This is a genomic window from Frankia canadensis (genome assembly GCF_900197875.1).
Classification (GTDB): Bacteria; Actinomycetota; Actinomycetes; order Frankiales; family Frankiaceae; genus Frankia; species Frankia canadensis.
Map to the genome: position 1 here is coordinate 1 of NZ_FZMO01000566.1, position 23,405 is coordinate 23,405.

General features: G+C 71.6%; 20 protein-coding genes. 9 read left to right on the top strand and 11 right to left on the bottom strand.

Going from position 1 to position 23,405, the window contains the following annotated elements:
- The first annotated feature begins 164 nt into the window (after positions 1–164).
- Positions 165–1,010, top strand: a complete 846-nt coding sequence (locus C1A33_RS33320) for a Kelch repeat-containing protein (RefSeq protein ID WP_243408183.1) — start codon at positions 165–167, stop codon at positions 1,008–1,010.
- Between the two features lie 44 nt (positions 1,011–1,054).
- Here C1A33_RS33320 and C1A33_RS33325 read toward each other — a convergent pair whose 3' ends face one another.
- The 7 genes from C1A33_RS33325 to C1A33_RS33355 form a co-directional block, all read right to left on the bottom strand.
- Positions 1,055–2,197, bottom strand: a complete 1,143-nt coding sequence (locus tag C1A33_RS33325; protein WP_243408184.1) for a lysylphosphatidylglycerol synthase transmembrane domain-containing protein — start codon at positions 2,195–2,197, stop codon at positions 1,055–1,057.
- Positions 2,198–2,298: 101 nt separating this feature from the next.
- Entirely contained in the window at positions 2,299–2,544 is a 246-nt protein-coding gene (locus C1A33_RS33330) for a lipoyl domain-containing protein (protein ID WP_207770613.1), read from the bottom strand.
- Positions 2,541–3,536: an alpha-ketoacid dehydrogenase subunit beta gene (locus C1A33_RS33335; protein WP_243408185.1), complete on the bottom strand. Its 996-nt coding sequence runs from the start codon at positions 3,534–3,536 to the stop codon at positions 2,541–2,543. The genes C1A33_RS33330 and C1A33_RS33335 overlap by 4 nt, the downstream gene beginning before the upstream one ends.
- On the bottom strand, positions 3,533–4,525 hold the full coding sequence (locus tag C1A33_RS33340; protein WP_101836452.1) for a thiamine pyrophosphate-dependent dehydrogenase E1 component subunit alpha: 993 nt from the start codon (positions 4,523–4,525) through the stop codon (positions 3,533–3,535). The genes C1A33_RS33335 and C1A33_RS33340 overlap by 4 nt, the downstream gene beginning before the upstream one ends.
- Positions 4,518–6,329: an FAD-binding protein gene (locus tag C1A33_RS33345; protein WP_101836453.1), complete on the bottom strand. Its 1,812-nt coding sequence runs from the start codon at positions 6,327–6,329 to the stop codon at positions 4,518–4,520. The genes C1A33_RS33340 and C1A33_RS33345 overlap by 8 nt, the downstream gene beginning before the upstream one ends.
- Complete coding sequence (locus C1A33_RS33350) at positions 6,326–7,705, bottom strand: aromatic ring-hydroxylating oxygenase subunit alpha (protein WP_101836454.1); 1,380 nt, start codon at positions 7,703–7,705, stop codon at positions 6,326–6,328. The genes C1A33_RS33345 and C1A33_RS33350 overlap by 4 nt, the downstream gene beginning before the upstream one ends.
- Positions 7,706–7,825: 120 nt before the next feature.
- The gene (locus C1A33_RS33355) at positions 7,826–8,464 is read right to left on the bottom strand and encodes a TetR/AcrR family transcriptional regulator (RefSeq protein WP_101836455.1); all 639 of its coding nucleotides are present in this window, start codon (positions 8,462–8,464) and stop codon (positions 7,826–7,828) included.
- A 729-nt stretch (positions 8,465–9,193) separates the two neighbouring features.
- On the opposite strand from C1A33_RS33355, the gene C1A33_RS33360 reads away from it, so the two are divergent.
- From C1A33_RS33360 to C1A33_RS33370, 3 genes are all read left to right on the top strand, one after another.
- A complete protein-coding gene (locus tag C1A33_RS33360) occupies positions 9,194–10,840 on the top strand; it encodes a class I adenylate-forming enzyme family protein (protein WP_101836456.1) in 1,647 nt (548 codons plus the stop codon).
- A 6-nt stretch (positions 10,841–10,846) separates the two neighbouring features.
- Positions 10,847–13,627, top strand: a complete 2,781-nt coding sequence (locus C1A33_RS33365; protein WP_101836457.1) for a branched-chain amino acid ABC transporter permease/ATP-binding protein — start codon at positions 10,847–10,849, stop codon at positions 13,625–13,627.
- Between the two features lie 108 nt (positions 13,628–13,735).
- Positions 13,736–14,992 carry an ABC transporter substrate-binding protein gene (locus C1A33_RS33370; protein ID WP_101836458.1) on the top strand — a complete coding sequence of 419 codons (1,257 nt, stop codon included), beginning with the start codon at positions 13,736–13,738 and terminating at the stop codon, positions 14,990–14,992.
- Positions 14,993–15,120: 128 nt separating this feature from the next.
- Here the strand turns inward: C1A33_RS33370 and C1A33_RS33375 are convergent, their stop codons facing one another.
- Together C1A33_RS33375 and C1A33_RS33380 are read right to left on the bottom strand one after the other, a co-directional pair.
- A complete protein-coding gene (locus C1A33_RS33375; RefSeq protein ID WP_101836459.1) occupies positions 15,121–16,185 on the bottom strand; it encodes an HpcH/HpaI aldolase/citrate lyase family protein in 1,065 nt (354 codons plus the stop codon).
- Positions 16,186–16,292: 107 nt separating this feature from the next.
- Positions 16,293–16,709 (bottom strand): nuclear transport factor 2 family protein, encoded by a 417-nt coding sequence (locus C1A33_RS33380; protein ID WP_101836460.1) that lies wholly within the window; start codon positions 16,707–16,709, stop codon positions 16,293–16,295.
- A 179-nt stretch (positions 16,710–16,888) separates the two neighbouring features.
- On the opposite strand from C1A33_RS33380, the gene C1A33_RS33385 reads away from it, so the two are divergent.
- On the top strand, positions 16,889–18,001 hold the full coding sequence (locus tag C1A33_RS33385; RefSeq protein WP_101836461.1) for an acyl-CoA dehydrogenase family protein: 1,113 nt from the start codon (positions 16,889–16,891) through the stop codon (positions 17,999–18,001).
- 70 nt (positions 18,002–18,071) lie between these two features.
- On the opposite strand, the gene C1A33_RS33390 is transcribed toward C1A33_RS33385, so the two are convergent.
- Positions 18,072–19,223, bottom strand: coding sequence for an acyl-CoA dehydrogenase family protein (locus C1A33_RS33390; RefSeq protein WP_101836462.1), 1,152 nt, complete (start codon positions 19,221–19,223; stop codon positions 18,072–18,074).
- A gap of 303 nt (positions 19,224–19,526) precedes the next feature.
- Here C1A33_RS33390 and C1A33_RS37275 point away from each other — a divergent pair, with 303 nt between their 5' ends.
- Genes C1A33_RS37275 through C1A33_RS33410 form a run of 4 tightly spaced genes read left to right on the top strand, consistent with a single transcriptional unit; the run spans position 19,527 to position 23,075 of the window.
- Positions 19,527–20,120, top strand: coding sequence for a PaaI family thioesterase (locus C1A33_RS37275; protein WP_243408186.1), 594 nt, complete (start codon positions 19,527–19,529; stop codon positions 20,118–20,120).
- Entirely contained in the window at positions 20,120–21,316 is a 1,197-nt protein-coding gene (locus C1A33_RS33400; protein ID WP_101836463.1) for a CaiB/BaiF CoA transferase family protein, read from the top strand. The genes C1A33_RS37275 and C1A33_RS33400 overlap by 1 nt, the downstream gene beginning before the upstream one ends.
- Positions 21,317–22,186 carry an enoyl-CoA hydratase-related protein gene (locus C1A33_RS33405; RefSeq protein WP_101836464.1) on the top strand — a complete coding sequence of 290 codons (870 nt, stop codon included), beginning with the start codon at positions 21,317–21,319 and terminating at the stop codon, positions 22,184–22,186.
- Entirely contained in the window at positions 22,179–23,075 is an 897-nt protein-coding gene (locus tag C1A33_RS33410; RefSeq protein ID WP_101836465.1) for an enoyl-CoA hydratase, read from the top strand. Before C1A33_RS33405 ends, C1A33_RS33410 begins: the two co-directional genes overlap by 8 nt.
- 9 nt (positions 23,076–23,084) lie before the next feature.
- Here the strand turns inward: C1A33_RS33410 and C1A33_RS33415 are convergent.
- Positions 23,085–23,405: HNH endonuclease (locus C1A33_RS33415; protein WP_133150919.1), on the bottom strand; the 321-nt coding region annotated here is incomplete at its 5' end.

Genomic DNA, 23,405 nt, shown 5'->3' on the forward strand with positions numbered 1-23,405 from the left:
CCCGAGGCTCTCGTACGGCTTCGCGGCGAGGTCGTCGGTGAGCGCCTCGACCCACTCCGACCACGGCCCCCAGCCCGACGACGGGTCCCCCGCTGTCGCCGACCGCAACCGCGGGGGTGATTCCGGGCGCGCTGACCACCAGGCCGCATGTCGCGCAGCTGCCCATGGCCCCCGGCGACCCGTCCGCCGCGCCCACGCCGAGCGCCTCGCCGACCCTCGGCGCGAGCCCGACCGCGGGGGGGTCGGCGAGCCCGATCGGCACCGTCCAGGTACTCGACCCGACGAAGGACTCCTGGACCGAGGCGGCCAACCTGCCGACGCCGCGCACCGATCTCGCCGCGGCCACCGGGACCGACGGCCGGATCTACGCCATCGGCGGCCGCGCCGGCGGGCGGGCGACGGACACCGTCGAGGTCTACACCCCGTCCAGCGACTCCTGGGCGAGCGGCACCCCGCTGCCGGCGGCGATGGGTGAACCACGGGCGGCCCGCGGCACCGACGGCCGGATCTACGTTCTCGACGGGACCATGATGGCGGTCTACGACCCGGACGCGAGCAGCTGGTCGACCGCGGACGCTCCCCCGAACCCGGTCGTCGGCCCGGCGCTGACCGCACTGCCTGACGGCCGGATCCTCGCCGCCGGTGGCATCCCGGCGGCCGGTGGGACGGTGTCGTCCGCCGCGTACGCCTACACACCCGGTTCGGCCGGCGGAAGCGGTTCCTGGACCCAGGTGTCCGACCTGCCGACCGAGGTGACGCAGGCGGCCGGGGCGGCCGGCCCGGACGGGCGGGTGTACGTGATCGGCGGCCGCGGCACTGACGGTGCGGTCACCGACGCGGTGCAGGTCTACTCGCCGGACGACGACCAGTGGACGGCCGGCCCCACCGGCGCCGCGTCGACGCGGGCGAACGCCGCCGCGACGACCGGCGGTGACGGCCGGGTCTACGTGTTCGGCGGCACCGCCGGCGCGGGCCGACCGCTCGACACCGTCTCGGCACTGCACGGCTGAGTCTCCGAGCGGCCCGAGCGGCCCGAGCGCGATCGCCTTCCGCGTCAGCGGTACCGGACGCGGAAGGCGATCCAGGCCGGCGCCCCGGCGGCGAGCGGCAGCCAGAACGACACCAGCCGGTAGACGAGGGTCGACAGGGCCGCGGCGGCCGCGGGGACGCCGGCCAGCGCCAGGGTTCCGGTGAGCCCGGCCTCGACGAACCCGAGGCCACCGGGAGTGATCGGAATCATGGACAACACGCTGGCCGCGACGTACGCGAGCAGCACCAGCGAGGGTCGCGGATGCTGGCCGGCGCCGGCCAGCGCCGCGAGCAGCGCCCCGAAGTCCAGCCCCCACTTGCCGGCCGCGGTGAGCACGGCGGCCGGCCAGCGCTTGCCCAGCGAACGCAGCACCTCGTTGCGCCGGGTGACCAGCAGCTCGGGCAGCTCGGGTACCACCGGTCGGCGGGCGAGGTGCAGCAGCCGGCCCAGCAGCCCGGCGAGCAGCCGCAGCATCGCGTCCGACCGGGCGAGCACCACCCCGGCGATGATGAGCACGACGAAGACCATCCCGCCGAGCGAGGCGGCCTCGGTGAGCCCGCCGGGCGCGGGCTGGCCGAAGATGAGGACCGGTAACACCAGCAGCGGCAGGCCGAACACGATCCCGGTGGTCACCATCGACACCGCGGTGAGCGCGAAACCGGCGGCCGCGGGATCGCAGCCGGCCCGGCTCAGCATCCGGAACTGCACGGCCCCGCCGACCGCGATCCCGCCGGGGATGATCCGGCTGATGCTGTTCGACGCCAGCTGTGACGTGACGGACAGGAACCAGCTCAGCTCGCCGATGGCGAAGCGCTGCAGCTGCCAGACGCAGGCGAAGCTCGCCACCTCGAGCACGACCATCGCCGGGTACCACAGCGGCCGGAAGCCGCGCAGCCGCGGGAACGCGGAGAACACCGCGAGCAGCTGCGGCATGAGCAGGTAGAGGGCCACCGCGGTGACGATGAGGGGCACGACCCGCCCGGCCACCCTGGCCCAGGCGAGCCCGCCCGGCACGACGTCGGGGCGGGGCGCGGCCCGCGACGGGCGGGGGACGGAGAGCGGCGGCCGGGCGGCGGGGCGGCGCGTGCGTGGGGCCCCTCGCGTCGCCGGCACGGTCGGTGACCGGCGCCGCGCGGTGGCCGTGCCCTCGTGCTCGTCGTCCGCCACCCGGCCTATCCTCCGCCCAGCCCGCCGAACCGCCAACCCGCTCCCGCCCGCCGGGCCAGCCTAAGCGTCGCCGGCGGCCCGCCGCCCGGCCGGATGCCCGCTCACGCCGTGAAGATGATCTCCGCGATGGGAGCGCCGACGTCGTAGTCCTCGCCGGTGGTGGCGATCAGGCGGATGGTGCCGGTCGCCGGAGAGGGCACCTCCTGCGCCGCCTTGTCCGTCTCCACGACGTAGAGCGGTTCGCCCTCCTTCACCTCGGAGCCGTCCGCGACGAGCCACTCCGAGAGGGTGCCGTCCTGCATCGACACCGCGAGCTTGGGCATTTTGACGGTGATGCGCAGGTTCACTGACAGGCCTTCCGGATGGCGGACTCGACGTCGGGGATCTGGTAGAGGTAGCGCGATTCCAGCGCCGGGGAGAACGGCACCGGCGTGTTGGCCGAGGTGACCCGGACGACCGGTGACGCGAGGTCGCCGTGCAGCTCCTCGCCGATCCGGGCGGAGATCTCCGCGCCTACCCCGAACTGGCCGACGGCCTCGTGCACGATCACCGCGCGCCGGGTGCGGGCGACGGACTCCAGCACGGTCCGCTCGTCCAGCGGGCTGATGGTGCGCAGGTCGACGACCTCGACCTCGATGCCGTCGCCGGCGAGGCGGTCGGCGAGGGCGAGCACCTCGCCGACCGGCCGCCCGTAGGCGATCACGGAGATGTCCCGGCCGGGCCGGGCGATGTGCGCGCGGCCGAGCGGGATGCGCACCCCGGGCTCCGGCGCCGGGCCCTTGGACCAGTACATCTGGGTGTGCTCGATGACCACGCAGGGGTCGTCGTCGAAGATGCTCGACAGCAGCAGGCCCTTCGCGTCCGCCGGCGAGGAGGGGACGACGACCTTGAGGCCGGGGACGTGCGCGAGCCACGCCTCGAGCATGTCCGAGTGCTGCCCGCCGAACCCACCGCCGGCGCCGGTCGCGGTGCGCACGGTCAGCGGCACGCCGGTCTGGCCGCCGGACATGTACCGCAGCTTGGCCGCGTGGTTGACGAGCTGGTCCAGCCCCAGGGTGATGAAGTTCATCAGCATGATCTCGGCGACCGGGCGCATGCCCGCGACGGCGGCGCCGACGGCGGTTCCGATGATCGCCTGCTCGCTGATGGGGGTGGTGCGCACCCGGCTGGTGCCGTACTTCGTGGACAGTCCGGACGTCACCTTGAAGGTGCCGCCGCCCTCCTTGTCGCCGACGTCCTCGCCGAGGACGAACACCGAGTCGTCCGCGGCCATCGCCTCGTCGAGGGCCTCGTTGTACGCCTGCTGGAACGTGATCTTCCGGGCGGACGCCGCGCTCACGCCGGCACCTCCTCGTGGTACACGGCTTCGCGGTACACGTCGCTGGTCAGCTCGGCGACGCCGGGAAGCGGACTGTCGGCCGCGAACGCCGCCGCGGCCTCGACCTTCGCGGTGGCCTCGGCCTCGATGTCGGCCAGGGTGGCCTCGTCGGCGACCCCGTCGGCGATCAGGCGCGCGCGCAGGGCGGGCACCGGGTCACGGGCGAGGGCGGCCGCGTACTCGTCGGCGTCCATGTACGCGCCCGGGTCGCCGAAGTAGTGGCCCATGAAGCGGTAGGTGACGGCCTCCACCAGGGTGGGGCCCTCGCCGGCACGGGCCCGCGCGACGGCGCGGCCGACCACGTCGAGCGTGGCGGCGGCGTCGTTGCCGTCGACGCGCTCGCCGGGGATGCCGTAGCCGACCGCCCGGTCGGCGATGCGCGCCGCCGACGTGCCGTCGGCGTACCGGGTGGACTCGGCGTACAGGTTGTTCTGGCAGACGAAGACGACGGGCAGCTTCCACACGGCCGCGAGGTTCAGCGCCTCGTGGAAGGCGCCGATGTTGCTGGCGCCATCACCGAAGCAGACGACGGTCACCCGGCCGTCCCCGCGGATCGACGAGGACGTCGCGAGCCCGACGGCGATCGGCAGGCCGCTGCCGACGATCCCGGTGGTCACCATCACGCCGGTCGACGGGTGGGTGACGTGCATCGGGCCGCCCTTGCCCTTGCAGGTGCCGGTCACCCTGCCGAAGATCTCGGCGAACAGCAGGTCCAGCGGTGCGCCCTTGGCGATCTGGTCGTGGATGCCGCGGTAGGTGGTGACGAGGTAGTCCTGCGCGTCCAGGTGGGCCGATGTCGCCGCAGCCAGCACCTCCTGGCCGCGCGGCGAGTAGTAGGCCACCGCCAGCTCCCCGGAGGTGAGCAGACCACGCAGCTTCTCGTCCGCGGCCTTGATCAACGCGGCCGTGCGGTACACCGACAGCAGCGAGGTTCGGTCGGAATCAGCCATGGTCTCCCTTTCGTGCACTGGCGACGCCGGAGGCGGCGGGCAGGTCGGTCGGGCCGACGCCGTTCGGCACCGCCGCCCCGCCGACGGCCGTATCCGCGTCGCCGCGACGGCGCGCGCGGGCGTGGGCGTGGTGGGCACCGAGCCAGCCGAACACGAACGACGCGCCGATGCTCGCCCCGGCCCCGGGGTAGGTGCGGCCCACCACCGACGCCGTGCAGTTACCGGCCGCGTACAGCCCCGCGATGGGCGCGCCGTCGGTGGACAGCACCCGGGCGTGCTCGTCGGTCAGCAGCCCGCCGCAGGTGCCGACGTCTCCCGGGTACAGCGCGACGGCGTAGAACGGGGCCCGCTCGACCGGCCCCACGCACGGGTTGGGCTGCACGCGCGGATCACCGTAGTACCGGTCGTAGGCCCGCTCGCCCTTGTGGAACTCGGGGTCGCGCCCCTCGGCCGCGTGGCGGTTGAATCGCTCCACCGTCGCCTCGAGGCCGGCGGGGTCGATACCGCACTGGCGGGCGAGCTCGCCGATCGTGTCGGCCTTCTTCAGGTAGCCGCTGCGCAGCCATTCCTTGGGGTTGATGCCGCCGGGCGTCGTCCCCCAGACGTAGCTGCGGCGGTTGCGCGAGTCCATGATCCACCAGCTGGGCACGGCGGGCACGGTGGCGTTGCGCTCGTACATCGCCTGCCCGACCTCCATGTAGGAGGCCGCCTCGTTGGTGAACCGGGCGCCGCTTTCGTCCACCAGGATCGCGAACGGCTTGCTGCGCTCGTAGACGGCGAACTGCGGCTTGCCGTCGGGCAGCACCGACGACGGGATCCACCACGCCTCGTCCATCAGGTCCACGGCGGCGCCGTGCCGCATCGCCGCGGTGATCATCTCACCGGTGTCGCCCGGATTCGCGCTGGTCCACGCGGTCGACGCCGGCGCGCGGCCGTACTGGTCGCGCATCCGCGCGTTGTGCGAGAACCCGCCGACGTCCAGCAGCACACCGGCCCGCGCCCGCACCCGGATCCGCCGTCCATCACGCTCCGCGACGACGCCGACGACCTCGCCACCCGCACCGCCCTCGCCGCCCTCGACGATCAGGTCGACGGCGGGCGTGGACGTCCAGACCGGGACCTCCGCCCGCAGCAGCGCGCGCAGCATCCGGCCCTGCAGTGCGGCACCGCTGCCACGAACCTGCCGGCGGGTCAGGGTGGCCCGGGCGAACCGGCCGGCGACGCGCGCCGCCGTGCGGGCGCCGGCAGCGGTCGTCGGCATCGTGCCGGTGGCGACCTCGCCGGTGTACATCGGCACCGGCGGCATGCCCTCGCTGATCCGCAGCTTGTCCCGCCAGGGGCCGAGTTCGGTGCAGTCGAACAGGTCGGTCTCCAGCGACCTGCCGCGGGCCTTGCCGCCAGGGCGGTCGTCGTAGTAGTCCGAGTAGCCCTCGCAGTGCCGGAACCGCAGGTCATAGCCGGACAGGAACGTCACCATCGGCTCGATCGCGTCGAGAAACGCGTCGACCCGCGCCGGTGACGTCGACGGGCCCGCGTCGCCGACCACCGACGCGAAGTAGCGCAGCGCGTCCTCGCGGCTGTCGCTCACGCCGGCCGCCCGGGAGACCGGGTTGTTCGGCAGCCACAGCACCCCGCCGGACATCGCCGTCGAGCCGCCGATCTGGTCGGTCTTCTCCAGCACCAGCACCTGGTCGCCGGCCGCGCGGGCGGCGAGCGCCGCACACAGCGCCCCGCCGCCGCTGCCCACGAGGAGCAGGTCGGTGACGACATCCCAGCCCGCGTCGTCCCAGTCCGCGTCGCTCACGCCGTCACCGGCCTCATCGCGAGGTACTCCTGCAGGACCCGGTGGAAGTTGGCGATCGCCTGTTCCTGCCGGGGGCTGGGGCGCGGCCCGGCGAACCCTCGGGACTTCATGCCCTGCTGGACGGCGGCCATGTTGCGGAAGTCCTGGGTGAGGATCAGGCCCCACTCGTCGGAGTCGTGCCAGTCCTGGTAGAACTCGCGCCGTAGCGGCGGCTCCTCGCCCTTCGGGTAGCGGGCGAGCGACCAGATGTCGTAGATGCAGCTGTCCGGGTCGTCGCCGTTCGGCCGCGACCGGTACCACAGCGCGCCGTCGGGGTAGGGCAGCACGATCAGGTTCGGGAAGATGTGCCAGTCCTGCCCGGCCCGGACGAAGTTCTCCGGGGTGAGGTTCGGCCAGCCGGCGCCGTCGGCCATCGCGGACTCGGCGGCGAACAGCATCATCGTGCCGAGGACCCGGTACGGGTCGGTGCCGTCGGGCAGCTCCGCCGCCATCCGCTTCGCCGCCGCGAGGTCACGGGGCGTCCAGATCGCGCCGAGCGTCTCCTCCATCATCTCGACGAACCTGACGACGCCGTCGCGGTAGTCGAAGCCCTCCGGGACGGGCAGGTCGAGGCGCCGGGAGGGGGCGCCGAGCGGGCGGTTGTCGTCGGCGCCGCCGAACATCCCGTGCCGCCCGTGCGCGACGCTGTAGGTCTGGTCGTCGTTGTAGCGCAGCAGCTGCGGGTGCGTCGTCTGGACGTGGTAGCCCTCGTTGAACGCCTCCAGGCAGGTCTTCCAGTTGGCCGGGAGGACGACGGACTTGTACCAGCGGTAGCGGAAGGTGTGGAACTCGAACGGGTCGAAGATCTCGGGCAGCGGATGCAGGTAGTCGAGCAGCGGCTCGGCGTTCGGGTCCATGTTGATGAAGACGAACCCGGCCCAGGTGTCGACGAGCGGCTCCTTGAGCCGCAGCTCCTGGTCGGTGACGCTGTCGCCCCAATCACCGCGGTCGACGGCCTCGCGCAGGCTGCCGTCGAGGTTCCAGCGCCAGCCGTGGTACTGGCAGTAGAAGTGGCCGGCGACGCCACAGCCCTCGGTGAGCCTGCGGCCGCGGTGCTGGCAGGCGTTGTAGAAGGCACGGATCGAGCCATCCCGCTGACGGGTCACGATGATCGACTCGTCGGCCACCTCGAAGGTGACGTAGCTGCCGGGGGCCTCGATCTCCTCCTCCCGGCAGGCCACCTGCCACACCCGCGGCCACAGCCGCTCCTTCTCGAGTGCGACGTAGGCCGGATCGATGTACACGTCCTTCGCCACGACCGTCGGCGGCGCGGATGGCGTGCGCGCGCTGTCGGCGGCGGTACCTAAGGCGACGTCCTCGGGGCTGCTGATCGTCATGCGACGCACCCAACCTCAGCCCGGCGGCGGGCTGATCAGTCGACGGACCAAGAGAGTGCCACTCTCTTGCTCATCACATGCAGTGTCAAGCGTCACACCGCACGGACGGAAGATCCAGCTCTAGGGGCGGCGCAGCACGCCCGCGAGGACGTAGGCGGTGAGTTCCTCGACGATCTGCTCGGAGTCCTGATCAGGGCGGAGGTCGAGGATGCTCTCGTCGAGCACCGCCGCCGACAGGACCATGCCGAAGGTCAGCCGGACGATCAGCCGGGCGTTCACCGCCGTGGTGCCCTCGTGCGCGACCCCCCGGTCCACCGCCGGTTCGAGGACGCGGTAGAAGCCGTCCAGCAGCCGGCGCCGGTCCTGGAACATGCCGGGGCTGTGCGACTCCGCCGCGATGAGCGCCAGAATCTGCCGCCGGTGCTCCCGCATGAACGCGTACAGGCGGCTGACGTAGAGGCGGCCGAGGTCCTCGGGTGGCAGGTCCTCGGCGAGACCCCGCTCGAAGTCCCGCAGGTAGTCGCTGACCACGGCGCCAAACGGGATGGCGACGGCCTGCTCGAACAGGTCCGCCTTGCTCGGGTAGTGACGGAACATCATCTGCTCGGTCACCTTGGCCCGGCTGGCGATCTCCCGGGTCCGGGCGCCGGCGAAGCCGTGCTCGTCGAAGACCTGCCGCGCGGCCGCGAGCACCGCGGACCGCACCGTGGCACTGCTGCGCCTCTGCGCTGAGCCGCCGTGCCCCGGCAGGTCCCCCATCACCTCAGGCTACGGCAGCACCGCACCCGGAACCGGCCACGAGCCGCCGCGGACACCGAACGCGAAACGTTCCCGGAAAACGGTGGCGGACCCCCGGCCAATATCGACGGAACGCGTTGCGCGACTTCGGCGGAATCAGGATTCCCGCCGCCGATCTCCTCGTTCGACGTCGACCCTGACGGGCGAGAACGCCGTTCCGGGGCCGCGACGAGCCGACTGCCCGCCACACCCGGTTCCGACACCCGGCCGGGACCAGACAGGTCTCCCCTATTAGCGCCGCGGCGACAACCGGCCCGCCTTCGCATGAATCAGCGCGCCCGGCGAATTGCACGGCCCACCGCCAGGACATCATCACGATCACCTGGGACGATCACCGCCGGAGGTCCGCCGCCCGCGCCGATGCCGGGCTCGTGATCGACAGCAGCCCGATCATCCGCTCAGTCGGAGAAAGGGATTTTCAGGACAGATCGCTGCTACCGGCCGCGAATCGGACAACCCGCGGACCGAGACGGATCCGGAGCCGATCCTACACGGACGGTTTCCGGAACGAATCGCTCGATCGACGGCGTCGTCGTCGGTGCCAGAGTGCGCGACGTCACCGCCAACCGGGGAACGCTTGACAACGCAGCCAAATTATCTAACTTTATGGCCCACATCACGTAACGCGAGGATCGTCGTCGACGGCCCGCACGACCCTCGCGAATCCGACCGGGCGAACGGAGGGACCGCGTGCTGATCGCGCGCAAGGCCTACTGGTCTGCCGATCTTGAACCTGAGCTCGACGAGCGGAGCATCGGCGAGATCCTCGCCGAGCTGGCGACCACGGCCGGCGATGACCTCGCGGTGCTCTGGGAGGTGGGCGACGACCTGCGGAGCCTGACCTGGTCACAGCTGTACGCCGTGGCCACCAGGGGAGCCACCTGGCTCGTGGCGCGCACGTCGCCGGGAGATCGGGTGGCGGTGTGGGCGCCGAACAGCCTCGTCTGGTTCATCCTCGAGTACGCCAGCGCCCTCGCCGGCACCGTGCTCGCCCCGCTCAACCCCGCGCTCGTCGACCCCGAGGCCGAGTACCTGCTGAGTCACTCGGGGGCGGCCCTGCTGTTCACGGTGCCGGACTCGGCGGGCAAGCCGCTGCTGGAGCGCGCCACCGACCTGCACCCCCGGCTGCCGCAGCTGCGCGACATCGTCGAGCTGGAGCCCTGGGGAGCGGCGCTGCTCGCCCAGCCGGCGCCGGGACCAGGACCGGATGACCCGACACCGACGCTGCCGGTGGTGCGCCCAGAGGACCCGTTCCTGGTGCAGTTCACCTCGGGGACGACCGGCCGCCCCAAGGGCGCGGTGATCACTCATCTCGCGGCGTTCAACAGCGCCCGGTACTCCGCCCTGGCCCTCGAACCCAGCGACCACGAGGTGTGGTGCACGGCGCTGCCGTTGCACCATGTGGGCGGGTCGATCTCGCTCGTGCTCGGTGCGCTCGCCGTGCGCGGCACCTACGTCGTCGTGCCGCGACCCACCGCGGGCGATGTGCTGCGCCTGCTCGTGCGCACGCGGGCGACCCACACCGGGTTCGTGGCGACCGTGCTGCAGCGCCTGATCGACAACCCCGACTTCCCCTCGGCCGACCTGAGTTCGCTGCGCACGATGATGGGCGGCGGCGCGTCCGTCCCGTCGGCGCTGATCCGCGAGCTGGAGAAGATACTCGGCGCCACCGTCCTGATCGGCTACGGCCAGTCGGAGTCGGTGTCGATCTCCCAGACGGGCCTGCACGACTCCTCCGACGACAAGGCGACCACGATCGGCCGCCCGCTGCCCCAGCGCGAGGTCTGCATCCAGCGGCTGGGCACCCGGGTCGAAGGCTCCGCCGGCGAGATCGCCGAACTCGGCGAGGTGGGCGAGCTGTGCACCCGCTCCCGGCTCACCATGACCGGCTACATGGACGGCCTGGCCACCGACGACGAGGTCTTCGACACCGAGGGCTGGATGCACACCGGCGACCTCGCGGCGATGGACGACCGCGGCCTGATCACCTTTCACGGCCGCGCCCGCGAGGTGATCATTCGGGGCGGGGAGAACATCTACCCCCGCGAGGTCGAGGAGGCACTGCTCGGCCATCCCGGCATCGCCGAGATCGCCGTCGTCGGCACCCCTGACCCGACCTGGGGGGAACAGGTCGCGGCCTTCGTCCGGCCGGCCGACGGGGCCCGGCTGGACGACCAGGAGCTGCGGGGCTACGCCCGGCAGGTCCTCGCCCCGTTCAAGGTTCCCGTGATCTGGAGAGTGGTGGAGAGCTTCCCGATGACCGCATCGCAGAAGATCCGCAAAAACGTGCTGCGCGACCAGCTGACCGCGTCGTCCGACGCCCCGTTAGGCGGTTGAGCGGCCGTGGAGGTCATCCGGTTCGCCCTGCTCGGCCTCGGCGTCGGCGCCGTCTACGCGCTGCTCGCCCAGGGCCTCGTCCTCGTCTACCGCGGCTCCGGCGTCGTCAACTTCGCGCACGGCTCGATCGCCATGTCGGGCGCGTTCTGCTACGACGATCTGATCCGTAACTACGGCTGGTCCCAGCCCACGGCGGCGATCGCCGCCGTGCTGCTGGGCGGCGCGCTCGGCGCGGTCATCCATCTGCTGATCATGCGGCCGCTGCGCACCGCCTCCCCGCTCGCCCGGGTCATCGCGACCCTCGGCGTGATGGTCATCCTGGAGGCGGCGGCAAACCTGATCTTCGGTTCCGAGCCGCGCACGGTGAACACCTTCCTGCCCCACACGATCGTCGACTTCGGCTCGGTCTCGGTGGCCCGGGACCGGCTGTGGCTGCTGGGGATCGCGGTGGTGCTCACCGTCATCCTCACCGCCGTCTTCCGGCTCACCCGCCTGGGGCTCGCGACCCGCGCGATGGCGGAGAACCAGCGGGCGCTGGCGAGCCTCGGCTGGTCGCCGGACCTCATCGCGGCGCTGAACTGGGCACTGGGCGGCGCGCTCGCCGCCTTCGCCGGCATCCTGATCGTCCCGCTGACCGGCCTGCAGGTCACCACGCTGACGGGCCTGGTCATCGTGGCGATGGCGGTGGCGCTGTTCGCCTCGTTCACCTCGTTCCCGCTGGCGCTGCTCGGCGGCGTCGCCCTCGGCATCGCGCAGAGCGAGCTCAACCGCTACGTCAACCAGCAGGGCATCTCGCAGGCCGCACCCTTCCTGATGATCATGCTGGTGATGGTCGTGCGCGGCCGTGGCCTGCCGCTGCGCAGCTCGCTGGTCGAGCACCGACCGCAGGTCAGCAGCGGGCGGGTGCGCTGGCCGATCGTGCTGCCGGTCGCGGTCGCGGTCGCGGTGCTCTCGCTCGCGGTCCTCAACGCGGACTGGAACGCCGTCGTCACCTACAGCTGCGTCATCTCGATCATCCTGCTGTCCGTCGTGGTCCTGACCGGCTACGCCGGCCAGCTCTCCCTGGCGCAGTTCACCTTCGCGGGCATCGGCGCCTACTTCTCCGGGCGCCTGGTCGCCGCCGCCGGCTGGCCCTTCGAACTAGCCCTGCTCGCGGGCATCGTCGGCGCGGCCGTCGTGGGCGCGGTGTTCGCCCTGCCGGCACTGCGCACCCGCGGGGTGAACCTCGCCGTGGTCACCCTCGGCCTCGGCTCCGCGGTGCAGGCCGTGCTGTTCAACAACTCGAAGTACACCGGCGGTTCGACCGGCACCGTCGTCGGCACCCAGCGGTTCTTCGGCGTCAGGCTCGACGCCATCAGCCAGCCCGGCCACTACGCGGTGTTCGCGGTGATCTGGCTGCTCGCGTCGCTGGCGATCGTCAGCAACCTGCGCCGCAGCGCGTCCGGCCGCCGGCTGCTCGCGGTGCGGACCAACGAGCGGGCCGCGGCCGCCCTCGGCGTCAACGTGTTCCGCGCGAAGATGTACGCGTTCACGCTGTCCGCGGCACTCGCGGGCCTCGCCGGCACGCTGCTCGCGTTCACCGCGTCGACGATCACCTACGACGTCAGCTTCGACCCGCTGAACTCGATCACCTCGATCACCCTGGCGGTGGTCGGTGGCGTCGGCTACCTGTCCGGCCCGCTGTACGGCTCCACGCTGTCCACCGGCGGCGTCGGCAGCCTGCTGACCGACTACCTGGGCGCGATCCAGTCCTGGCTGGTCCTCATCGGCGGCGTGATCCTCATCGGCCTGCTGGTGCAGGACGCCAACGGCATGGCGTCGCACAACCAGCACACCTTCCACCGGATCACCGCCCGCCTGCGCTCGTCCCGCCGCCCCGCCCCCGGCGCGACCGACAAGGCCGACGCCGCGATGCAGACCACAGCACAGACCACAGCGCAGACCACGGCGCAGACCACGGCGGAGTCGGCCGCCGGCCCGGCGGCGCACGCGCCCACCCGGCGGCGGGAGAACCTCGTCGTCACCGGCCTGACCGTCCGCTACGGCGCGGTCGTCGCCGTCGACGACCTGGACCTGACCGTCCAGCCCGGTCAGGTGCACGGGCTGATCGGCCCGAACGGCGCCGGCAAGACGTCGGTCATCGACGCCGTCAGCGGCTTCACCCGGTCCACCGGCTCGGTCCACCTCGGCGAGCTCCGCCTCGACGACAAGCCCGTCTACCGGCGCTCGCTGGCCGGGGTGGCGCGCTCGTTCCAGTCGCTGGAGCTGTTCGAGGACCTGACCGTGCGGGAGAACCTGCTCGCCGCCGACCACGCCCGCCCGGCGCTCGGCGGTCTGCGCGACCTGGTGCGCCCCGCCCGCCAGGAGCTGCCGCCGTCCGCGATCGACGCGCTGCGCGAGTTCGACCTGCTGGACTTCCTCGACGAGCCGGCCGGGCAGCTGCCCTACGGCAAGCGGCGCCTCGTCGCGATCGTCCGCGCCCTGGCCAGCGGGCCGTCGGTGCTGCTGCTCGACGAGCCGGCGGCGGGCCTGGACGAGACCGAGAGCGCCCACCTCGGCCGGCTGGTCCGGCACCTGGCGGACGACTGGGGCATCGGCATCCTGCTCGTCGAGCATGACATGTCGGTGGTCATGGCCGTCTGCGACGAGATCACCGTGGTCGAGTTCGGCCGCCGCATCGCGGTCGGGCCTCCCGAGCGGGTCAGCCGTGACCCGGCCGTCCGCGCCGCCTACCTGGGCGAGGCCGACCCCGAGCCCGACACCCACGCGGTGGCGGCGCCGGCCTGACCGCGCCTCACCGCCGCCACACCACAGACCTGGGTGACGACGTCACGTCCCCCAGTCCGGCGCCCTCGACGTTCCCGCCGGGTCGCGTCATGCACACAAGGAGCACGAATGAGATCCCGAAGACTGACCGCTCTCGCGTCCTCGCTGTTAGCGGGCGCTGTCGTCCTGGCCGCGTGCGGCAGCAGTGGGGGCGGTGGCTCCAGCAACTCGGCCGCGATCGCCAACCCCACCGGCAAGCTGTCCGGCGCGCCAATCAAGATCGGCATGTACGCGCCGACCAACAACGCCGTCTTCAACACCCCGGACTACGTCGCGGCCGCGCGGGCCGCGGTGCGCGGTGTGAACACCCGGGGCGGCGTCAACGGCCGGCCGCTGGAGCTGGTGTACTGCAACCCCGAGTTCGACCCGAACAAGGCCGCGGCGTGTGCGCGGCAACTCGTCAGTGACGGGGTCATCGCCACCGTCAAGTCGATCGCCCCCCAGGGCGGCGCGCAGACCGTCCAGATCTTCGAACAGGCGGGCATCCCGCAGGTCGGTCTCGGCGCCCTGGTGCCGGCGGAGTACCAGGCGTCCACCTCGTACCTGCTCGACGGCGGCCTCAACTACCCCTACGCGGCGGCGCTGATCGGCGCGCAGAAGGAAGGCAAGAAGAAGGTCTACCTGGTCACCACCGACAACGCGCCGTCCGGGCCGTTCCTGGCCGCGATGTCGGGCGCGGCGGCCAAGCTCGGCATGCAGGTCGTCGGCCAGCAGAAGCTCCCGCCGACCACCGCCGACTACGCGCCGCTGATCGCGGCCATCCAGCGCAGCGGGGCGGACAGCGCGATGATCGCCCTCACCGAGCAGGGTGCCGTCCAGACGCTGCGCGCCGCGGACCAGAGCGGGCTGCACCTGTCCTGGCTGATGAACTCCGGGAACCTCAAGCCCAATGACTACAAGGAGTTCAGCGAGGACATCACCAAGGGCATCATCCACGGATCGAGCGTGATCCCGACGTCCTACGCCGACAAGAACCCGCAGGTCAAGGCCATGAAGGCGGACCTCGATGCCGAGATCGCCGCGGGCGACAAGGACGCCGAGCCCGGCAAGATGTTCGGCACCGCCCTGCTGGCGTGGCCGTCGGTGAACGCCATCGCCACCCTGCTGAAGTCGGCCAAGACGATCGACGCCGCCGGCCTGCGCGCCCAGCTCGACGCCGCGAAGAACCTCGAACTCGGTGTGGTGCCGCCGTGGACGCCGAGCGCCTCGGTCGACAAGGTCAACACGCGGGTCTCCGCCCCGGAGGTCTACCTGGTCAAGGTGAAGGACGGCGTGCCCGTGCTCGCCTACCCGGACCCGGTGGACGTCAGCAAGGTGCTGAACTGATCCAGACCCGGTACTGATCCAGACCCGGTACTGATCCAGACCGAATGACGAGGCGGGTGGGCCGCCCGGGACAGCGGCCCACCCGCCTTTCTCACGTCGCGGGCCTTTCTCACGTCGCGGGCGTGGACTCAGGCAGCCGGGCCGGCCAGGCCGTAGGCGGCGGCGAGGTCCGCGTCGCGGGCGGCGAGCCGGCGGGCGAGATCCAGGATGACCCGGCACTGCTTCACCGAGGCGTCGTCCTGCATGGTGCCGTTGACCATCACGGCACCGGTGCCGTCACCCATCGCGTCGACGACCTTCTTCGCCCACTCGACATCCTTGACCTCGGGGCTGAAGACCTTCTTCGCGATGTCGATCTGCACCGGGTGCAGCGACCAGGCGCCGACCGCGCCGAGCAGGAAGGCGTTGCGGAACTGGTCCTCGCAGGCCGTGACGTCGGCGATGTCGCCGAACGGCCCGTAGTAGGGCATGATCCCGTGCGCCACGCAGGCGTCGACCATCCGGGCCAAGGTGTAGTGCCAGGGGTCCTGCTGGAAGGTGGCGCGCACGGCGTCCGGCGCGTCCGGGTTCGGGTCCTGGCGGACAAGGTAGCCCGGGTGGCCGCCGCCAACCCGGGTCGTCTTCATCCGCCGGTCGGCGGCCAGGTCCGCGGGCCCGAGCGAGAGTCCCTGCATCCGCGGGCTCGCCGCGCAGATCTCCTCGACGTTGCCGACGCCGCGGGCGGTCTCCAGGATCGCGTGCACGAGGATCGGCCGGGTCAGGCCCGCCTTCGCCTCAAGCTGGGCGAGCAGCCGGTCGATGTAGTGGATGTCCTCGGCGCCCTGCACCTTGGGCAGCATGATGACGTCGAGCTTCGCGCCGATCGCCGGCACCAGGGTGAGCAGGTCGTCCAGCCCCCAGGGCGAGTCGATGCTGTTCACCCGGACCCAGAACTGCGTCTCGCCGAAGTCGTTGCCCTCGGCGACCTTGACCAGGCCCTCCCGGGCGGCGATCTTGTTGTCGGCGCGGACGCCGTCCTCCAGGTTCCCGAGCAGCACGTCGACGCGGGGAATGAGGCCCGGCAGCTTGGCGGCCATCTTCTCGTTGCTCGGGTCGAAGAAGTGGATCACACGCGAGGGCCGCCACGGGATGTCACGCGGCGGAGTGGGAGCTCCCACGGCAAGGGGAGCGAAGAAGTCCTTGGCACTGCGCATGTGGCGTCTCCCGGGAGCCGGACCTGGCTGTCGACGGCGTGGGACTTTACCAGCTCACCCCCGCGCACGCGCCCAGTTCGATCACTCCTAGTGACCGCCCGAAGACGTCAGGACTCGGCGGGAATCCGGTCCGGTCGCCGCAGCACAGCACGGCGCGACGACAACCGCCAGCCGTCCGGCCTGCGCACGGCGACGTCGTAGTAGGTGACGCTGCCGACCCGCCCTCGCGGCCCGACCCCGAGCCCCTTCACGACGACGTCCACCGGGCCGTCACCAAAGCCGTCGGCCCGCTCGTCCATCAGCACGTTCACCGCGTGATGCGCAAGCGGGTGCTCGTCCGACCCCCGCCAGTAGTCGACGACGGCGGGAATCCCGTGCAGGACCGGACCGCCGAAGTCGGTGACGTCGTAGCGAACGTCGGCGGTGAAAACCTCGTCGACGCGGGAGAAGATCCGCTCGTCGATCAGGTAGCCGTACAGGTCGGCGAGACGCCGGATCGCCAGCTGGTCCTCGACTGTGAGCATCGTTGCCCCGTCCCGTCCGTCCCGCGACCGACCCGTTGAGCCGACCACCGTCGCCGTCCTACAGTTCTAGCGATCCCGTCCCGCCACCCGCCACCCGCCAGGCCCGGCATAATTGTACAATTGATTAATCTATAATTTGGCGCCCATGCGGCGCACGGACAGAGGTTGAGGGGCGCCCCATGGACTTCGCGTTCACCGAAGAGCAGGAGGAGCTCCGACGCACCGTCGCGGACGTCCTCACCGACCTGTCCACCGAGACCGACGTGCGCCGTCTGATGGCCACCGACGAGGGCTTCGACCGCAAGCTGTGGAGCCAGTTCGCCGAGATCGGCCTGCTCGGCCTCGCGATCCCGGAGGAGCTCGGTGGCGCCGGCTACGGCCTGCTCGAGGTCGGCGTCGTCCTGGAGGAGGCCGGGCGCACCCTGCTGTGCGCGCCGTACCTGTCCACCGTCGTGCTGGCCACCACCACCCTGCTCACCGCGGGTGACGAGGCCGCTGCCGCGAAGTACCTGCCGCAGATCGCCGAGGGCACCCTGATCTCCACCCTCGCGCTCACCGAGGAGTCCGGCCGCTGGGACCGCGAGGGCGTCACGGTGTCCGCCGCCCAGGGTGGGGGTGACACCTGGACGCTCGACGGGGTCAAGACGTTCGTCGTCGACGGGCACACCGCCGACCTGCTCATCGTCGTGGCCGTCACCGGCGACGAGATCGGGCTGTTCCTCGTCGACGCGGACGCCGCCGGTCTCACCCGCGCCCTGCTGCCCACCATGGACCAGACCCGCAAGTGGGCCCGGCTGGAGTTCGCCGGCACCCCGGCGCGCCGGCTCGGCAGCGGCGACGCGTGGCCGACGGTCGAGAAGGTCCTGCGGGTCGCCGCCACGGCGCTGGCCGCCGAGCAGGTCGGCGGCGCCGCGCGCACCGTCGAGATGGCCGCCGAGTACGCGAAGATCCGCGAGCAGTTCGGCCGGCCGATCGGCTCCTTCCAGGCGATCAAGCACATCTGCGCCGACATGCTCGTCCAGCTCGAGGCCGCCCGCTCCGCCGCGTACTACGCGCTGTGGGCCGGCGCCACCGACTCCGACGAGTTCCCGCTGGTCTCCTCGATCGCCAAGGCCTGCTGCTCGGACGCCTACTACCAGTGCACCACCAGCAACATCCAGGTCCACGGTGGCATCGGCTTCACCTGGGAGCACCCCGCCCACCTGTACTTCAAGCGGGCCAAGGCCAGCCAGCTCCTGTTCGGCGACCCGGCCCTGCACCGCGAACTCGTCGCCCAGCACATCGGCATCTAGCTGCCGCGCCCCCGACGCACGAACGGCGAGCCCCCTTCACGGGGAGCTCGCCGTTCGGCGTCCTGGCTGCTCAGTACGAGCGCAGGCCCATGCTGCGGGCGATCGCGTTGCGCTGGATCTGGCTGGTGCCACCGGAAATCGTCGCCACGATCGACTCCCGCCAGCGGAAACTCATCACGCTCTCGGTCGAGAAGCCGTGGCCGGCGAGGACCTGCATACCCAGGCGGGCGGCGGCGACATACGTCTCCGAACACTTGAGCTTCGCCATCGCGCCCTCACGGGTGCACGGCTCGCCGGCGCTGAGCATGCTGGCCGCCCGGAACGACAGCAGCCGCGCCGCGTCGATCTCGGTCTGCAGGTCAGCGAGCCCGTGCGCCAGCGACTGGAACGTGCCGATCGGCCGGCCGAACGCCTCCCGCTCCAGCGAGTAGGCCAGTGCCTCGTCGATGGTCGACTGCGCCGTGCCGGTGTAGGCGGCACTCATCAGGATCTTCTCGACGTCCAGGCCGGAGAGCATGACCTTCCAGGCCCCGTTCAGCGGGCCGACGAGGTTCTCCTTGGGCACCCGCACGTCGGTGAGGAACACCTCGTTGGTACCGAGGATGTGCCGGGCCAACGTCGGCGTACGGCGGATCTCGACGCCCGGCGACGCCGGGTCGATCAGCAGCAGCGACATGCCCTTGTGCTTCGGCGCGGTCGGGTCCGTCCGCACGTACGTCGCCATGATCACACCGGGCAGGCCCGCGCCGGTGCACCACGCCTTCTGGCCGTTGACGATGAAGTGGTCGCCGTCATCGACCGCGGAGGTGCGCAGCGCGGCCACGTCCGAGCCGACGTCCGGCTCGCTCATCGCCATCGCGAAGCGGTTGCGGCCCTCCATCATCCCGGGCAGGTACCGCTCGTGCTGCTCCGGCGTCCCCCACTTGAACAGGGTGAGGCCCGGGATGAACGTCCCCGCGAAGCACATGGCGATGTCGAGGCTGGCCCGGCCCAGCTGCTCGATGAGCACACACAGGTCGACGATGCTGCCGTCGGCGCCGCCGATCGACTCGGGGAACGGCAGCGACAGCCAGCCCATGTCCCCCATCTGCGTGAACAGCTCGACCGGGTAGACACCGGCCTCGTCCCACTCCTTGGCCTGCTCCGGGGGACACACCTTCGACACGAACTCCCGCGCCGTCTGCTGCAACAGGCGCTGCTCGTCAGTCAGTCCGAAATCCATGTCCTCGTCCAGATCCTGGGCCAGGTCCCGGCCCGTCCTCGTGGTGGGAGCGCATCGTGGTGCAGGCGCGTGAGCGTACGCCCGCGGGAGTGCGTCCGACGTCGCACGATCCCCGCGCAGTCATCCCCCGCGCAGTCATCATTTAGATGTTTGCATGGCCAAGCTGGAGTGACAAGAACAGCCCAACCGTGACGACGAGCGCGCGAGGCGGGCACCTCTGGTTTATTGAGGAGGACCGGCGCGGGCCAGGTCACAGCAATGTGAGCCGGGCCACCGGACAGAGGACCGGGCAGAGGAGAGGCGTTGGCAGACGAGGACTGGCTGGGGTCGAACCTCGAGCGCATCGGCCCGAACGGCGTCGGGCTGTGCGGTGCCTGCCGCCGGCTCGGCCACTGCCGGCTGGGCCTGACCAGCGAGACCCTTGGCCCGGACGGCGTCGTCGTGACGGAGCTGGTCTGCGGCCCGGAGAACGAGGGCGGCCCCGACGTCGCGCACGGCGGGTGGACCGCCGGTGCGTTCGACGAGATGCTCGGCCACGTCATGATCCTGCGCGGCGAGCTCGCCGTGACCGGTCAGCTCGCCGTGACCTACGTCAAGCCGGTCCCGGTCGGCCGCCCGCTGCTCGGCCGGACCTGGCTCGACCACCAGGAGGGCCACCGCCGGTACGTCAAGGGCGAGCTCCTGCTCCTGCCCAGCCGCACGGTGCTCGCCACCGCGAGCGCGGTCATGGTCAGCCGTGACCCCGGCCACTTCGCCCGCCACCGCGCCTGGCTCGCCAGCGTCGATGCCGCCCAGAACGGCGATGCTGCCCAGAACGGCGACGCTGCCCAGAACGGCGACGCTGCCCAGAACGGCGACGCTGCCCAGAACGGCGATGCTGCCCAGGGAGCCCAGTGATGTCCAGCCCCGCCGGCCTGCCCCTGCGCGACCTCGTGGTCGTCGGCCTGGAGCAGGCCGTGGCCGCCCCGATGGCCACCCGGCAGCTCGCCGACCTCGGCGCCCGGGTCATCAAGGTCGAGAACCCGCGCGGCGGCGACTTCGCCCGCGACTACGACCGCGCCGTCCTCGGCGAACTCGCCGCCCACTTCGTCTGGCTCAACCGGGGCAAGGAGTCGCTCAGCCTCAACTTCCGCGACCCCCGCGGCGCGGACGTGCTGGAGCGGCTGTTCGCCCGCGCCGACGTCGTCGTCCAGAACCTCGCCCCGGGCGCGGCGGCGCGCTACGGCTTCAGCGCCGAGCAGCTCGTCGCCCGCTTCCCACGCGTCGTCGCCGTCGACATCTCCGGCTACGGCGACGGCGGCCCGCTGTCCCACAAGCGCGCCTACGACCTGCTCGTGCAGTCGGAGGGCGGCTCGTGCGCCATCACCGGCACGGCGCAGACCCGCGCCAAGCCCGGCATCCCGCTGGCCGACATCGGCGCCGGTATGTACACCGTGACCTCGGTCCTCGCCGCACTGCACGCGCGCACCACGACAGGCCGCGGCGCCGCGATCGGCGTCAGCCTGTTCGACACGGTCGTCGAGTGGATGAGCTACGCCATGAACATCACCATGGGCACCGGCGAGACGCCCGACCCCAACGGCGTCAGCTCCCCCGCCGTCTCCCCCTACGGCGCCTACCCGACCGCGGACGGCTACACCGTCGTCCTCGGCACCACCAACGACGGCGAATGGCAGCGCCTGGCCCGCACGGTGCTCGGCCGCGACGACCTCGCCGACGACCCGGCCTACGCGCACAACGACGACCGGGTCCGCCTGCGCCCCGCCCTCGACGAGGCGATCCGCGACTGGACGACGACCGTCTCGATCGACAAGGCCCAGGAGGTGCTCGACGCCGCCGGCCTCGGCAACTCCCGGCTCAACGACGTGCAGGACGTCATCGACCACGAGCACCTCACCGCCCGGGACCGCTGGCGCGAGGTCGCCACCCCCGCCGGTCCGTGGCGCGCCCCGCTACCCCCGCCGATCACGCCGAACTGGACGTCCCCGATGGGCGCCGTCCCCCGCCTCGGCGAGCACACCGACACCCTGCTGGCCGAGCTCGGCCTGCCCACCGACGCCATCGCCGACCTCCACGCGGACGGGGTGGTCTGAGTGACCTGTCAGGACACCAGCACCTACCAGGACATCCGGTACGAGCTCACCGACCGTGTACTCACCCTGACGATCAACCGACCCGAGCAGCGCAACACCGTCACCTACCGGGTGCTCGACGAGCTGATCGACGCGTTCCGCCACGCCGGCGAGGACGAGGAGGTGCGCGCGGTCGTCGTCACCGGTGCCGGGCGCTACTTCTCCGCCGGCACCGACCTCGCCTCCCGTGACGGCTACAACGCCACCGCCGACGACTTCAAGCCGCTGCGCGGCGGCACCCGCGACGTCGGCGGCATCCTCGCCGAGATCATCTACGACCTGCCCAAGCCGGTCATCGCCGCGATGAACGGCACCGCCGTCGGCATCGGCATCACCATGACCCTGCCGATGGACGTGCGCATCGTCGCCGAGGGCGCCAAGCTGGGCCTTCCGTTCACCCGGCGCGGCATCGTCCCCGAGTCGTGCGCGAACTTCTTCCTGCCACGGGTCGTCGGCATCGCCACCGCCGTCGAGTGGGCCACCTCGGGCCGGCTGTTCGGCCCGGACGAGGCGCTGCGCGCCGGGCTCGTCTCCCGCGTCCTGCCCGCCGCCGAGGTGCTGCCCGCCGCTCAGGCGCTGGCCCGCGAGATCGCCGAGAACGCCGCCCCCGTCGCCGTCGCGCTGACCCGCCAGCTCATGTGGAAGCTGCTGGAGGCCGACCACCCGCGCGCGGCGAACCGGCTGGAGTCCCTGGCGCTGCGCGCCGTCACCGGCTCCCCCGACACCACCGAGGGCATCACCGCGTTCCGCGAGAAACGCCCGCCCCGGTTCACCCAGCGCCTCGCTGACGACCTACCCGACTTCTATCCCTGGTGGAACGCCGATGAGTGACTACCGCTACCTCAGCTACGAGACACTCGAGGACGGCCGGGTCGCCCGCATCACCCTCGACCGCCCGCAGTCCCGCAACGCGCAGAACCGCGGCATGCTCGTTGAGCTCGGCCAGGCCTTCGAACGCGCCGAGACGGACGACACCGTCCGCGTGGTGATCCTGCGCGGCGCCGGCGCGTCGTTCTCCGCCGGTCACGACATGGGCACCCCGGAGAGCATCAGCGAGCGCGAGCCCGGCCCCGACCAGCACCCCACCTACCTGTGCAACGGCGCCACAATGCCCGGCGCCGAGGCCCGCACCCGCCAGGAGTGGCACTACTACTTCCACAACACCCGCCGCTGGCGCGACCTGCGCAAGATCACCATCGCCCAGGTGCACGGCAACGTGCTGTCCGCCGGCCTGATGCTGGCCTGGTGCTGCGACCTCATCGTCGCCGCCGAGGACACCGTCTTCGCCGACGTGGTCGCCACCCGCCTGGGCATGTGCGGCGTCGAGTACTTCGCCCACCCGTGGGAGTTCGGCCCCCGCCGCGCCAAGGAACTGCTGCTCACCGGCGACTCGCTCGGCGCCACCGAGGCGCACGCGCTCGGCATGGTCAGCAAGGTCTTCGGGGCCGACGAGATCTCCGAGCGCACCGTCGAGTTCGCCCGCCGCATCGCGAAGGTCCCCACCATGGCAGCGCTGCTGGTCAAGGAGTCGGTGAACCAGACCCAGGACGCCATGGGCTTCTCCACCGCCCTCGACGCCTGCTTCACCCTGCACCAGCTCAACCACGCCCACTGGAGCGAGATCACCGGCGGCAAGATCCCCGTCGGCACGGTCGAGTACGGCCTCGACGACTGGCGCAACGCCCCTGCCATCCAGCCCGCCCGCGCCGACCGCCCGTAGGTCCCCGACCTAGCCTCCTTCTTCGCCTTCTTCGTCGAGGTTGCGGATGAGTGCGTCGAGGTCGTGGGTGGTGAGGGTGGGTGGTGTGGTGGTGATGGGGGTGCCGTCGGGTCGGGTGGCGTGGATGGTGTTGTGGGTTGATCGGTGCAGGGTGATGTGCTGGTCGTGGATGGTCTTGTGGTGTCGGGTGCAGAGGAGGAGCAGGTTTTCGATGTCGGTGGTTCCTCCTTGTTCCCAGCTGATGGCGTGGTGTATTTGGAGCCATCGGGTGCGCTGGCAGCCGGGGTAGCGGCAGTGTCCGCGGTCGCGGAGGTGGACGGCGTCGCGGAG

Coding starts and splice junctions, on each gene's coding strand:
- C1A33_RS33320 (WP_243408183.1), top strand. CDS start 165: ATGGCCCCCGGCGACCCGTCCGCCGCGCCCACGCCGAGCGCCTCGCCG.
- C1A33_RS33340 (WP_101836452.1), bottom strand. CDS start 4,525: ATGGCTGATTCCGACCGAACCTCGCTGCTGTCGGTGTACCGCACGGCC.
- C1A33_RS33350 (WP_101836454.1), bottom strand. CDS start 7,705: ATGACGATCAGCAGCCCCGAGGACGTCGCCTTAGGTACCGCCGCCGAC.
- C1A33_RS33355 (WP_101836455.1), bottom strand. CDS start 8,464: ATGGGGGACCTGCCGGGGCACGGCGGCTCAGCGCAGAGGCGCAGCAGT.
- C1A33_RS33370 (WP_101836458.1), top strand. CDS start 13,736: ATGAGATCCCGAAGACTGACCGCTCTCGCGTCCTCGCTGTTAGCGGGC.
- C1A33_RS33375 (WP_101836459.1), bottom strand. CDS start 16,185: ATGCGCAGTGCCAAGGACTTCTTCGCTCCCCTTGCCGTGGGAGCTCCC.
- C1A33_RS33380 (WP_101836460.1), bottom strand. CDS start 16,709: ATGCTCACAGTCGAGGACCAGCTGGCGATCCGGCGTCTCGCCGACCTG.
- C1A33_RS33385 (WP_101836461.1), top strand. CDS start 16,889: ATGGACTTCGCGTTCACCGAAGAGCAGGAGGAGCTCCGACGCACCGTC.
- C1A33_RS33390 (WP_101836462.1), bottom strand. CDS start 19,223: ATGGATTTCGGACTGACTGACGAGCAGCGCCTGTTGCAGCAGACGGCG.
- C1A33_RS33400 (WP_101836463.1), top strand. CDS start 20,120: ATGTCCAGCCCCGCCGGCCTGCCCCTGCGCGACCTCGTGGTCGTCGGC.
- C1A33_RS33410 (WP_101836465.1), top strand. CDS start 22,179: ATGAGTGACTACCGCTACCTCAGCTACGAGACACTCGAGGACGGCCGG.